Origin of the sequence: Paenibacillus sp. OK060, assembly GCF_900101205.1 — a bacterium.
GTDB lineage: Bacteria > Bacillota > Bacilli > Paenibacillales > Paenibacillaceae > Paenibacillus > Paenibacillus marchantiae.
Window position 1 is genome coordinate 22,478 of sequence record NZ_FNFR01000008.1, and the last position, 13,527, is coordinate 36,004.

Sequence of the window (13,527 nt, forward strand, 5' to 3'; positions counted from 1 at the left end):
ATTTCATGCAAAAAAACCGCCTGCTTCGAAATGAAGTCAGACGGTTTTATGATTGTAATTATTTCAACCCTTTGGCAAGTGTATCGCCAACTTTCCAGATATCACCTGCACCCATCGTGAGCACAAGATCGCCTGGCTGAAGACGGTTCTGCAGATCTGCAACAACTTCTTCCTTTGTCGGAAGATAACGCGCAGAAGCATTACTGTTTTGAACAATGAGTTCAACCAGCCTAGCCGAGTGAACACCTTCAATCTGTTTTTCGCCCGCAGGGGAATAGATATCGGTAATGAGAACCTCATCTGCTTCTGCAAAGGCACGACTGAACGCATCAAGCAGGAAGAACGTACGTGTGTAACGCTGTGGTTGGAATACCGCAATGATACGTTTCCCTGTTGCTTTGGCCGCACTGATTGTAGCCTCAATCTCGGTCGGGTGATGAGCATAATCATCAATAATCAGCATATCACGCGCCTCACCCAGCACCTGGAATCTGCGTTTCGCTCCATGGAACTGGATAATGGCGGCTGTAATTTTCTCAAATGGAATACCTGCTTCCAGACAGGTAATAACCGTAGCCATCGCATTATAAACGTTATGTTTACCTGGAACTGACAACTCCACCTTACCCAACACATTGCCCTGATGGCTCATCGTAAAGGAAATTCGGCGGTCGCCAAGCACGATATCTGTTGCTGTATAATCAGCAGCATAATCAATGCCGTATGTGGTCACCCGTGATTTCAGCTCCGGTAAAATGGCTTGAACATTCTCGTCGTCAGCACATACAATGGCCGTGCCTTCTGGACGAATCTGACTCAGGAACTGCACATAAGCCTTTTTGAGTTCTTCAAAATCACTGTTATAGTTCTCAAGGTGATCCGCTTCAATATTAGTCACAATACCGAGCCAAGGGTGATACTGCAAAAATGAACCGTCGCTCTCGTCCGCCTCTGCAACAACCCAGTCGCCTTGGCCTGCCTTGGCGTTGGTGCCCACGTTCATGATTTCCCCGCCAATGATGTATGTCGGGTCTGTATCACATTTATCCATAACGAGTGCAATCATGGATGACGTGGTTGTTTTGCCATGAGCCCCGGCTACAGCCACACCTTTGCGCTCGTTCAGCAAACGCGCGAGCATCTGGGCGCGATGCAGAATCGGGATGTTCAGCTTTTCAGCTGCTACCCGTTCCACATTATCAGCTGGAGCTGCCGTGGAGTAGACAACCAGGTCTGCCCCGTTTACATGCTCTGCCGTATGTCCGATATATATTTTCGCTCCCTTGGCTGCCAGCTTCTCGGTCAACTCCTGTGAAGCGACATCCGATCCGGTAACGGTGTATCCCATCTCAAGCATAACTCTCGCGATGGCACTCATGCCATATCCGCCAATCCCTATAAAATGAACGTGTTCCGATGTATTTAACAAAACTTTCACCAACCTTTTTCAGAATCGGTTTGATGCAAAAGGGCTGCCCGCACATCTGCAATCAGGTACAATGTGCCGGACACCACCCCCAGATCTTCCGCTTCCGTCCGTGACTTCAATAGATCAAGTGCCTTTACCCATTCGGGCTCGACGATGATTTCCAGCTCCGGTTTCGCAATGGCGGGACGTACCCGTTCGACGATCTGCAGCAATTCGGCTGCATCCATTTTGCGTCGGAAATCTGGCTCGGTCAGGATCAGCGTATCCACTAGTGGCAGTATATGCTGCAAATACGCTTCGTGATGCTTATTCGCCAGCATGCCCATCATCAAAATTAACTTGTTGTGAGGATATACGTCGATAATGCTCTTGGCCAGCGATTCGGCCCCCTCCGGATTATGCGCTCCATCCAGAACAATGCGGGGCTGATCAACCACTTTCTCGAACCGTCCTGCCCAGAAGGCATGTTCCAGTCCAAGCGCAATATCTTCATCATCCAGCATAAATGCCATGTATTGGCGAAGCAACTCTAGTACCATAAGTGCGCCCGCTGCATTGTCGCATTGATGTACGCCCTGCATGCGAATACGAGCGTCCAGATCACGGAACGGTCCTGTAAAATGAAAAGATTGTCCGTTCTCATCACTGTCCAGTCTATGATAGGAGAAACGATCTCCCGCCAGATACACGGTTGAACGCAGCCGCTCTGCCGTCTCCTGGATCACCTTCACAGCCTCTGGCTGCGTGGCACAGGTAACAACGGGTACCCCCGCCTTAATAATACCCGCCTTCTCTCCAGCAATCGCCTCAATCGTATCTCCCAGTACATCCGTATGGTCCATACCGATATTGGTAATGACCGATACCACGGGTGTAACAATATTCGTTACGTCCATCCTTCCCCCGAGCCCTGTCTCCCATACTACAATGTCAGGGTAGCACTCTTCCGCATAATACAGAAGGGCGATTGCTGTAGATACCTCAAACATCGTAGGTGATCCAAGGGGAGTTGAAGCCATCTCTTGAACCAATGGATACAGGCGGTTTGAGATTTTGAGCAACGTTTCTTCCGGGATATCCTCACCGTTGTACTGAAAACGGTTTGTGAATTTGGTGATATAAGGGGACGTAAACGTTCCAACATCATATCCCGCCTGAAGAAGCACTGACGTCAAAAAAGCGCAAGTCGAACCTTTGCCGTTCGTTCCCGCGACATGAATAAATTTGAGACGCTGGTGAGGATTACCCAGCAATGACATCAATCCCTCGATTCGTTCCAATCCAGGTCGGATGCCAAAAGGAATAAGGCCATTGATCCAGTTCACGGCCTCGTCATAGGTAAGTAAAGGAGATGCTATTTCTGTCCCGTTAAGTTCCGTCATATGATTCACCTTTGGTTTGAGTTTGGTTGAAAAAAGCGGCCGGATGGCGCAGAAGCACTCCATCCGACCCGAATATATTAACCTTTCAGTTCCTTGATTCGTGCAATCACCTTATCCCGTTTATCGGAATAATCCGCTTGCTTGGCGCGCTCTTCCTCAATAACCTTGGCAGGAGCCTTGGCAACAAAGCCTTCGTTCGCCAGCTTTTTCTCCACACGGAGTACTTCGCCCTCAAGGTTCTGCAACTCTTTCTCCAGACGAGCCACTTCCTGATCAATATCAATAAGACCCGCCAGCGGCAAGTACAACTCAGCCCCAGTAATGACTGCAGTCATTGCTTTATCCGGTGAACTCAGATCCAAGCCGCTGTCGAACTCGGACGTATTACAGAAACGTTTGATGTAATGGCTGTTGCGTTCAATGATGCTGGATGTCTCTGCGTTGTTCGCTTTCACCATCAATTCAATTTTCTTGCTCATTGGTACGTTTACTTCTGCACGGATGTTTCGTACTGCACGAATGGTATCCATAAGCAGGTTCATCTCGGCAACCGCTTCTGGGTTCTCCAGTGCAGGGTCATACACAGGCCAGGAAGCCAACGTAATCGTTTCGCCTTCATGCGGCAGATGCTGCCAGATCTCTTCCGAAATGTACGGCATGAACGGATGAATCAGGCGCATAGTCTGATCCAGCACATAAGCAAGCACCGATTGTGTTTTCTTCTTGGCAACCGGATCTTCCCCATAGAAGGACAACTTCGCAAATTCAATATACCAGTCACATAGGTCATCCCAAATAAAGTTATACAGCAAACGGCCTGTTTCTCCAAATTCATATGCTTCGATTAGACGCGTAATATCACGAGAAGTTTCGTTCAGGCGGTGCAAAATCCAGTAATCCGCTGTTCCAAGGTCTCCACTAATATCGCGATCTTCATAGGTGAACCCTTCCAGATTCATCAAAGCGAAGCGCGATGCATTCCAGATTTTATTGGCAAAGTTACGAGCCTGTTCCACCCGTTCCCAGCGGAAACGGAGATCCTGACCCGGAGTACTACTTGTAGAGATCATGTAACGCATTGCATCCGCACCATATTTCTCAATCACATCCAACGGATCAACACCATTGCCTAGCGATTTGGACATCTTGCGTCCGTCTGCATCACGAACAAGACCGTGCATCAGCACATCCTTGAACGGAACCTCTTCCGTGAACTCCAGAGCGGTAAAGATCATACGCGCCACCCAGAAATAAATAATGTCATACCCTGTTACGAGTACACTTGTCGGGTAGTAACGTTTCAGATCTTCCGTGTCTTCCGGCCAGCCTAAAGTAGAAAACGGCCATAATGCGGAGCTGAACCATGTATCCAGAACATCTTCATCCTGTCTCAGCTTGCGTCCAGCGTATTCTGGCAATGTTGTCGGATCTTCAGCAGATACAATAACTTCTCCAGTCTCCTCGTCGTACCAGGCAGGAATACGATGACCCCACCACAATTGACGAGAGATACACCAGTCACGAACATTCTCGATCCAGTTCAGATACGTTTTCTCAAAACGATCCGGAACAAAATGAACCCCTTCACCGCTTTGTTGCTTCTCAATCGCTTTCTCCGCGAGTGGCTTCATCTCAACAAACCACTGTGTCGACAAATACGGCTCAACGACAGCTCCTGTACGTTCGCTGTGTCCAACCTGATGCGTATGATCCTCAATGTTGATCAATACGCCCTGTTCTTGCAGGTCTGCAACAATCTGCTTCCGGCAGTCACTGCGATCCAGTCCCTGATATTTGCCTGCTTCGGCATTCATCGTACCCGTCTCATCCATCACCGTAATCTGTGGCAGATCATGACGAAGGCCCACTTCGAAGTCATTCGGATCATGAGCAGGCGTTATTTTCACGGCGCCGCTTCCGAAATCTTTATCTACGTACTCATCTGCAATAACCGGAATTTCGCGCCCGATAATAGGCAGAACAAGCACCTTGCCAATCATGTCTGCGTAACGCTCATCCTTAGGATGAACTGCAACTGCCGTATCTCCCAACATCGTTTCCGGGCGAGTTGTCGCTACTGTGACATACCCACTTCCGTCTTTGAGCGGATAACGCAGATGGTACAAGTGACCCTGAACTTCTTTATATTCAACCTCGATGTCGGACAGTGCAGTCCGATTCACCGGGTCCCAGTTAATAATTCGTTTGCCTCGATAAATGAGGCCTTTTTCATACAGTTGAACAAACACTTTACGCACAGCCTGGGATAGACCTTCATCCAGTGTAAAACGTTCACGCGAGTAATCGAGCGATAAGCCCATCTTGCCCCATTGCTGACGAATGGTCGTTGCGTATTGCTCTTTCCAGTCCCATACCTTCTCCAAGAACTTTTCGCGTCCCAGATCATAACGAGTCTGACCTTCTTCACGCAATTTCTGCTCTACTTTGGTTTGGGTAGCAATACCTGCATGGTCAGAACCCGGCAGCCACAGTGCATCATAGCCCTGCATCCGCTTGGTACGAATCAGAATGTCCTGCAGTGTGAAATCGAGCGCATGCCCGATATGGAGCATTCCGGTTACGTTCGGGGGTGGGATTACAATCGTATAAGGTTCAGCATCTTTACGCTGGCCTGCCTTGAAATATCCATTTTCCATCCAAGTGGAATACCATTTTTGTTCCGCAGCTTTCGGATCATATGTGGTTGGCATTTCTGTTGCAGCTGAATTTTTTTGTTCAGACATGTGTCATTCCTCCGTTACTTATTCATCATCGCCAAAAAACAAAAAAACCTTTCATCCATCAAAGGACGAAAGGTTAGCTTTCGCGGTACCACCTTTGTTTCACGCAGATAGAAAGATAGACTACCCCTTCTGAACTTACGTGACACTTCAAGCAGATAACGGCTGCGACCGGCCCATCCTACCTTAGGAATGAATGATACTAAAGTTACTCATCCCTTGTATTCAAACAGGCAACTCCCGGGCGACTTCGATCAGTTGGTTCCTACGGAATTTCCCAGCGCTACAATCCCGCTCTCTGAAAGGTCATACTGTCTACTACTCCCGATCCACGTTGTTCTTCAAAAAACCTAAACACATCATACCCTGCCCGTGCCCGATAGTCAACCTGACAACAGCGGAAAAAGCGCGCTGCAATGCAGGTTGAGGGCTGACAAAGCAAAAACCCGCCATCCTCAAGGGATCACGGGTCGAAATGGTCATTAAACCAGCCTACAGGTTAAGGGATATATAGAATCTGTCCTTCTTCCACAACCTGTTCGGACAAACGATTATACAACTGGAGCTCTCGGGTACTTAACTGATATCGGTCTGCAATGGTATCGAGCGTCTCTTCACGCTGTACAATGCATAACTTCACCTTACGGAACGGGGTCTGATCGACAATGGTGCCGAGAAACAGGTTCTTCCACTCTACATCATCAGGCGGGTATGCTTCTTGCTGCTGGACTCCAGCAAGTGCCTCTTGCTCCCGTTCAGCCTCCGCCTCCCGTGTCACCCTGCCAGAGGATAACAAGGAGGAGATGCCTACGCCCTCTTCCTGCTTGGGTGCGGATTCTCTCTTGCTGCCAAAAGCAACCTTAAGCTCCGGCTTGTCTTCCGTCTCAGCCACAGGTTCAGGGATAAAAGATTCTTTTTCAGCAGGCTCATTCGTCTCCACCGCTTCAAGAGGAGGTGTGTTTTCCTCCGAAATTTCCGGTTCAGATGCTGCGAAGACATCCTGCCAGTTCTCTGACTGCGAACCTGCCGGAACATCTGCAACCGTCTGATCCTCCTGCTTTGGTTCAGATCGGGCAGATTCAAAATGCCATACGTCCGGCGCTGCCTGTTCATCCGAAGGCTGCAGATCCAGTTTGGAATCGGTCTGCTCCGAATTCCTTAGGTTCGTATGTAAGGTCTCGACGGAAGGCTCGGACCAGACAGACGACTCTTCAGCCAGAGGAAGCAAAGGCTCAGATTCAGGGTAAGAAGCCAACCTGTCGGCTGTCTCCGCTAAAAAAGACGAAACGGGAGAAGGCGTATCGGACAACACATCCGCTTGCGCTTCATCCTCCTTGTCCCTCAAGGACGAGGACTCTTCGTTTTCAGCTATTTTGCTTTGCTCCGCGTTCCCATCCCCTTGCTGCCAGGATTGAAACGGTTCGGAAGCAGCTTGAAATAGATGTTCCTGCTGTAACTCCTCTTCGCTCCGTTGAAGCAGATACTCCTGAGCAAACACATTGGGATAGCTGCCTGTCTGCTCTGTTTCAGCAGAACGGTCACCCTGCTGAGGGTCGGGCGAATGTACAACGGTAAACTCATCTGCTGACCAGACCTGCGGTTCCTCCACCGGAAAGCCCTCGATACCGCGAAGCGACAATACGCCAGTAATGTTCAGACTTCGGTTGGATAACAAATCGACATCAAAATTTTCGATCTCAATGGAAATATCCTCAAGCGATCTTACCCGGTTCAGGGGTACCGTGATCTCCACCGGAATAAAATGTTTGAGTTCTTCCGAGATCTCGTTCTCTCCCCGATACGCACCTGTTAGCAAAAGATGGCCTCGCAATGTTGCATGATCATCCTGACCTATCACCTGAATGCGGGGATATAACTCAATTTCCTCCAGTTCCTCAATTGCAGGAACTCCCTCTGACAAATGAACGCGCTCATAAATATCGAACCGTAAACCATAAGGTTGATTCAACAAAGGTGGCGTCCTCCTTTCGGCATATGTTCACCATGATCCTTCTCATGGGACTGATCCATGGTCCAAATCCTTCGTTACCCCATCTATATGCCTTGAATGAGATGAGCATGCCACCTTTTGTGCAAACCTTCCCAGTTTATTGGTCCTTGCCTTCCCGTTGTACCAGTTGTTCAAAATCCTGCGGCCAAGGGTCTGCCACTTCAATTCGAGCACCTGTCAGTGGATGAGCAAAACTCAGTGTCTCACCATGAAGCGCTTGTCGACCAATAGAATCCCTTCTGCCTTCATATAACTCATCTCCGATGAGGGGATGCCCCGCATAACTTAAATGCACCCGAATCTGGTGTGTGCGTCCTGTATCCAGTGTCAGCCGGACAAGGGTCGCCCTATCCCATACCTCCACGATCTCCACGTGAGTTACAGCGTCCTGCCCACCTTCAGAGATACGTCTGCGTTGCTTGTGATGCCTGTCCTTCCCAATCGGAGCATCAATTGTATTCAGCTCCGTGGATATCTGACCGCCTGCAATGGCGACGTAATGGCGCCCAATGTCTTTACGGCGCATCGCTTCATCCAGTTTGGCGAGGGCAAAAGCATTTTTGGCATATAAAACAGGTCCAGTTGTGTCCTCGTCCAGACGGTGAATATGGCGTACATTCGCCTGAATTCCATTCATTTCGTAATAAGACGCAACCGCATGATCCAGCGTAATCGCTTGATCCGCCCGGCTCCCATCGGGATGAAGCTTCATTCCGGCCGGTTTATGCACGACCAGACAGAAGTCATCCTCATACAGAACATCGATATCCGCCCAACGCGGTTCAACATCGATCGGCTGAGACGCAAAAAGGGCCAGCCGAAGCCGGTCCCCTGCGAGTTGTATGCCTTGGTTCGTCTTTAGCTGACGCAACATTTTCTCTGGTAACTGAAGCTCAGACAAGAGCCATTGCTCTGCAGCCGTTTGCCTGTCTGAACTGCCTGTCACCGCTTTGCCTGGCATTAGCTCAAGCCATTCCCCACGACGTTTCCAACTTTTAATGGTCATAATGATTGAAGAGCCTTACGGTTTGCCTCGATCGTATCGTCAATATCCTGCTCCGTATGCACGCCAGAAACAAACATGCCTTCGTATTGGGAAGGTGCAACACTTACACCCTGATCAATCATGGCCGCAAAGTAACGACGGAATTGATCCAGATTGCTTTCTTTGGCAATATCATAATTCGTAACTGGAACAGCACTGAAAAATGGACATACCATCGAACCAACACGGTTAATCGTCATGGCTACACCTGTCTCTGCTGCATTCTTCTCAAACCCAGCCTGCAAGCGTGCAGACAGTGTCTCCAGACGATCATAGACCTCCGGTGTCAACAATTTGAGTGTCGTATAACCTGCTGCCATAGCCAGTGGATTACCGCTCAGTGTACCTGCCTGATAGATCGGTCCGGTCGGAGCAATCTGTTCCATCAGATCACGTCTGCCGCCATAAGCGCCCACCGGAAGCCCGCCACCGATTACTTTACCCAGACAAGTCAGGTCAGGTGTAACGCCATATCGTCCCTGTGCACAGTTCAACCCTACACGGAAACCGGTCATGACTTCGTCAAAAATGAGCAGACTGCCGTATTGAGACGTCAAATTGCGCAGGCCTTCAAGGAAACCTGAAACGGGTGGCACAACTCCCATATTACCTGCAACAGGTTCCACAATGACGGCAGCCAGTTCTTCACCATAACGTTCAAAAGCAAGCTTCACTGACTCCAGGTCATTGTATGGAACCGTAATCGTATTCATAGCCACACCTTCAGGAACACCAGGGCTGTCAGGCAGACCTAGTGTTGCTACACCAGACCCTGCTTTGATCAGCAAGCTATCGGCATGCCCGTGATATGATCCTTCAAACTTCAAAATTTTACTGCGTCCGGTTACACCACGTGCCAGCCGAATTGCACTCATGGTTGCTTCCGTACCGGAATTTACCATTCGTACGATATCGATCGAAGGCACACGGTCACAGACGAGTTTTGCCATCTCTGTCTCCAGCAATGTTGGTGCACCAAAACTTGTTCCTTTAAGGGCTGTCTCACGCAAAGCTTCTACAACGTCAGGATGCGCATGTCCCATAATGAGCGGACCCCAGGATCCCACATAATCAATAAAAACATTGCCATCAATATCATAGATTTTGGAGCCTTCTCCGCGCTCTGCATAGATCGGGGTAAGCCCCACCGATTTGAACGCACGAACGGGACTGTTCACACCCCCAGGTATGTACTGCTTGGCTTCTTCAAATGCGCTGCGTGAGCGCTCATCATTGCGACGAGTTCCTTGTTGTGCAGTCATGAACATCCTCCTTAATATAAATTTATTTCTCGGCCAACCAGCGTGAAGCGTCTTTTCCGTAGTACGTAATAATCATATCTGCTCCCGCACGTTTCATACTCAGCAGAATTTCCATAGCCACTTTCTTCTCATCAATCCAGCCTTGAATCGCCGCTGCCTTCACCATGGCATACTCTCCACTTACGTTGTAAGCAACCAGTGGCAGATCAAATTGGTCCTTGATCGTACGCATGACATCCAGATAGGACAGTGAAGGTTTCACCATCAACATGTCCGCGCCTTCGAGCACATCGGTTTCGGCTTCACGCAATGCTTCACGAGCGTTCGCCGGGTCCATCTGATACGACTTGCGATCTCCGAATTGTGGAGTGGAATCCGCGGCTTCGCGGAATGGACCATAGAATGCCGAAGCATATTTTACGGAGTAGGACATGATCGGAATATGACTAAAACCATTCTCATCCAGCCCGGCACGAATCGCTTGGACAAATCCATCCATCATGTTGGATGGTGCAATGATGTCCGCTCCAGCTTTAGCCTGGGATACCGCTGTTTTCACGAGCAGCTCCAATGATTCGTCATTGAGAACATCTCCGCAAATGTGACCGTCCACTTCCACGGTGTGCACCATACCACAATGACCGTGATCGGTGAATTCGCACAGACAGGTATCAGCAACAACCAGCAGCTCAGGATACCAGGACTTAATCAGCTTCGTTGCTTCCTGTACAATACCATCTTCAGCGAATCCAGACGAACCAACACTGTCTTTGGTTTCAGGAATACCGAATAAGAGCACAGCCGGAATACCCAGATCGGCAATCTCCTTCACTTCTTCCTGCAGACGATCCAGCGAGAAGCGGAATACGCCCGGCATGGATTTGATTTCGGATTTTACATTTTCACCATAAGTAACATAGATGGGTTGGATAAAGTCATCCACAGTCAAATGGGTCTCTCTCACCATATTGCGAATACCTGTGGATTGACGTAAACGGCGATGCCGCACAATTGGAAAACTCATACGTGTGAAACCTCCCTGAATAGTGATGTGGAGCAAAAAGCGAAGCGCGCCGGTATCGTAAAGAATTCAGCACGCTTCATCTATCGATTGCGGTTCAATTTATAGGTTTAACGTGGAAATACAGCTTCTGTGGCAGGCTTTCGTTTCCACTCAGACAACACAGAAATCAGACTTTCAATGGTTGCTTCTTCAGCCATCATTGTGACCTTCAAGCCTGCTGCTTCTGCCGTCTTCGCTGTAACAGGCCCGATACATGCAACCTCTACATTTTCCAATAAAGGCAAGGGGTCCTGCAATCCCATCCGTTTCAGAATGCTCATAAAATTGGTGACGGTAGATGAACTTGTGAAGGTCATCGCATGAATGCCGCCCTCTTCAAGCAGCTTCAGCAGTTCATCGTCATCCTCGCCAGCCAGAATGGTGTCATAGATAATCGCCTCGGTGACCAGAAGTCCCCGCTCCCTCAACTGTTCAGGCAACCAGGAGCGCGCGAGATCTCCATGCGGTAAAAGAACCCTCTGCCCTTCATTCAGTTCATTTTCAAAAGCTTCAAGCATACCTTCGGCCTGAAATGGTCCTTGGATGACTTCCGCCACGATGCCATACTTACGCAAAGCTTCCCCAGTGGAAGGCCCTACCGCCGCAATTCTCGCTTGATGAATGGAGCGAATATCTTTTCGCTGTTGCTGCAAATGACGGAAAAAGAATTCCACCCCGTTTACACTCGTGAAAAATACCCAGTCAAACGTATTTAACGCACCAAACGCCCGTTTGACACTTTCCTGTGCCGACTCCCCTGATGGCATCACGGTCTCAATTACCGGAAATTCATAAGGTTCACCGCCAAGTTCCTCGATCCGGTTGACCAATTCACTAGCCTGACTGCGTGCTCGCGTCACCAAAATGCGTTTGCCAAACAGCGGCAGTGCTTCCGCCCATTTCAATTGTTCGCGCTGGTTCACCACCTCACCAACAACAATGACAGCGGGTGGTTGAAAATTCGCAGCGATGACTTTTGCTTCAATATCTTCAAGCGTACCTGTGATCGTATCCTGCTCTGCTCTTGTTCCCCATCGAATCAATGCCACTGGTGTTTGCGCAGGGCGTCCGTGGCGAATCAACTGTTCGCTGATATATCCAATTTTGGAGACGCCCATCATAAATACCAGTGTGCCTGTTGCATTCGTCACTTTATCCCAATGAATACTGCGATCAAGCTTGTCCGGACTCTCATGCCCCGTAATGATGGAAATAGAGGAAGCATAGTCGCGGTGGGTCACAGGTATTCCAGCGTAAGCAGGTACACTTATTGCTGAGGTTACACCAGGTACGATTTCAAAAGGAACGTCGTTTTTGCGCAGCAGATCAGCCTCTTCAGCTACGCGTCCGAATATCGTCGGGTCTCCCCCTTTAAGCCGGACCACAACCTTGCCTTCCAGTGCGAGATCAACCAACAGCTGGTTGATTTCTTCCTGCTTCATCGTATGTCGATCCGGCCGTTTACCCACATATATCTTAACCGCGCCGGGCTTCATTTGTTTGAGTAATCTTGGACTAGCCAACCGATCGTAAACAACAGCATCTGCTCGACCGATCGATTCCCAGCCTTTTACCGTAATCAGCTTGGCGTCCCCTGGACCTGCACCAACCAAAAAGACCTTCCCCACCATGTCTTCATCCCCTAACTTCTGCCAGTATCTGCTCTGCACCCCGTTCAATCAATCTCCAAGCCACTTCTTCCCCAAGACGAACCGGATCTTTGCCCGTCATTGCTTCTTTAAGAATCAGTCCACCGTCCGGCGTACCGACCATACCTGTTAATTGTAACGTGTTTTGTCCATTCGGGGAATCTGCATCTTGCTGTTTCACCCATACGGCATGAGCTCCAATCGGAACCTGACAGCCCCCATTTAATACACTAAGGAAGCGACGTTCAGCCAACACAGGAAATGCGGTTTCCGGATCGTTGTACAACTGCAACAGATGGAGCAGTTCCGCATCGTCTTCACGGCATTCAATGCCAAGCGCACCCTGACCTACTGCGGGAAGACAAGCTTCCTCTGACAGATATTCCGTAATCCGATCCTGCCAGCCCATTCGATACAGTCCAGCGGCAGCCAAAATAATAGCGTCAAAACCTTCTGTCTCCAGCTTGCGCAGACGGGAATCAATATTGCCACGAAGCGATTCGAGTTGTAAATCCGGACGGTATGCTTTCAGTTGACTGGATCGACGCAGACTGCTCGTTCCCACTCTTGCACCTTCTGGCAATTGATCCAATGTGAGTCCACCATTCGAAATTAGTGCATCACGTGGATCCGCACGGCGCGGAACAGCCCCGTTTGTCAACCCTTCGGGCAACTCGGAAGGCATATCCTTCATGCTATGAACAGCCATATCAATCGTACGATCCATCATCGCCTGTTCAATCTCTTTGACAAACAGTCCTTTGCCTCCGACTTTGGACAGGGTTACATCGAGAATCAAATCTCCTTTTGTAACAATTTTATGTACTTCAAAATCAAAAGCTAATCCTTCCCGTTCACAAATATCACGTAAATCTTGAATTACATGGCCTGTCTGGGTCAAAGCAAGTGCGCTTTGTCTGCTTCCCACTTTAATTGTCCGCATGT

9 protein-coding genes and 1 other annotated feature are annotated in these 13,527 nt (G+C 49.2%); all 9 genes read right to left on the reverse strand.

All coding sequences use genetic code 11. From position 1 onward, the window contains the following. Nucleotides 1-58 precede the first annotated feature (58 nt). The 9 genes from murC to hemC all read right to left on the reverse strand — a co-directional run bounded on the left by murC (nt 59) and on the right by hemC (nt 13,525). Complete coding sequence (gene murC, locus BLS14_RS25480; protein ID WP_063568112.1) at nt 59-1,378, reverse strand: UDP-N-acetylmuramate--L-alanine ligase; 1,320 nt, start codon at nt 1,376-1,378, stop codon at nt 59-61. Nucleotides 1,379-1,434: 56 nt separating this feature from the next. Then, nucleotides 1,435-2,811 (reverse strand): bifunctional folylpolyglutamate synthase/dihydrofolate synthase, encoded by a 1,377-nt coding sequence (locus tag BLS14_RS25485; protein WP_063568111.1) that lies wholly within the window; start codon nt 2,809-2,811, stop codon nt 1,435-1,437. 77 nt (nt 2,812-2,888) lie between these two features. Beyond that, entirely contained in the window at nt 2,889-5,555 is a 2,667-nt protein-coding gene (locus BLS14_RS25490; RefSeq protein ID WP_063568110.1) for a valine--tRNA ligase, read from the reverse strand. Between the two features lie 58 nt (nt 5,556-5,613). After that, nucleotides 5,614-5,893: a binding site (T-box leader), on the reverse strand. Nucleotides 5,894-6,051: 158 nt separating this feature from the next. After that, nucleotides 6,052-7,524, reverse strand: a complete 1,473-nt coding sequence (locus BLS14_RS25495) for a LysM peptidoglycan-binding domain-containing protein (protein WP_063566726.1) — start codon at nt 7,522-7,524, stop codon at nt 6,052-6,054. Between the two features lie 136 nt (nt 7,525-7,660). After that, nucleotides 7,661-8,569 (reverse strand): RluA family pseudouridine synthase, encoded by a 909-nt coding sequence (locus BLS14_RS25500; RefSeq protein ID WP_090954582.1) that lies wholly within the window; start codon nt 8,567-8,569, stop codon nt 7,661-7,663. Then, the gene (hemL, locus tag BLS14_RS25505) at nt 8,566-9,870 is read right to left on the reverse strand and encodes a glutamate-1-semialdehyde 2,1-aminomutase (RefSeq protein WP_090954584.1); all 1,305 of its coding nucleotides are present in this window, start codon (nt 9,868-9,870) and stop codon (nt 8,566-8,568) included. The genes BLS14_RS25500 and hemL overlap by 4 nt, the downstream gene beginning before the upstream one ends. A gap of 22 nt (nt 9,871-9,892) precedes the next feature. Next, on the reverse strand, nt 9,893-10,894 hold the full coding sequence (gene hemB, locus BLS14_RS25510; protein WP_079696601.1) for a porphobilinogen synthase: 1,002 nt from the start codon (nt 10,892-10,894) through the stop codon (nt 9,893-9,895). A 107-nt stretch (nt 10,895-11,001) separates the two neighbouring features. After that, nucleotides 11,002-12,564, reverse strand: a complete 1,563-nt coding sequence (cobA, locus tag BLS14_RS25515) for a uroporphyrinogen-III C-methyltransferase (protein WP_090954586.1) — start codon at nt 12,562-12,564, stop codon at nt 11,002-11,004. Nucleotides 12,565-12,568: 4 nt separating this feature from the next. Next, nucleotides 12,569-13,525 (reverse strand): hydroxymethylbilane synthase, encoded by a 957-nt coding sequence (gene hemC, locus BLS14_RS25520; protein WP_090954588.1) that lies wholly within the window; start codon nt 13,523-13,525, stop codon nt 12,569-12,571. Between the last annotated feature and the right edge of the window lie 2 nt (nt 13,526-13,527).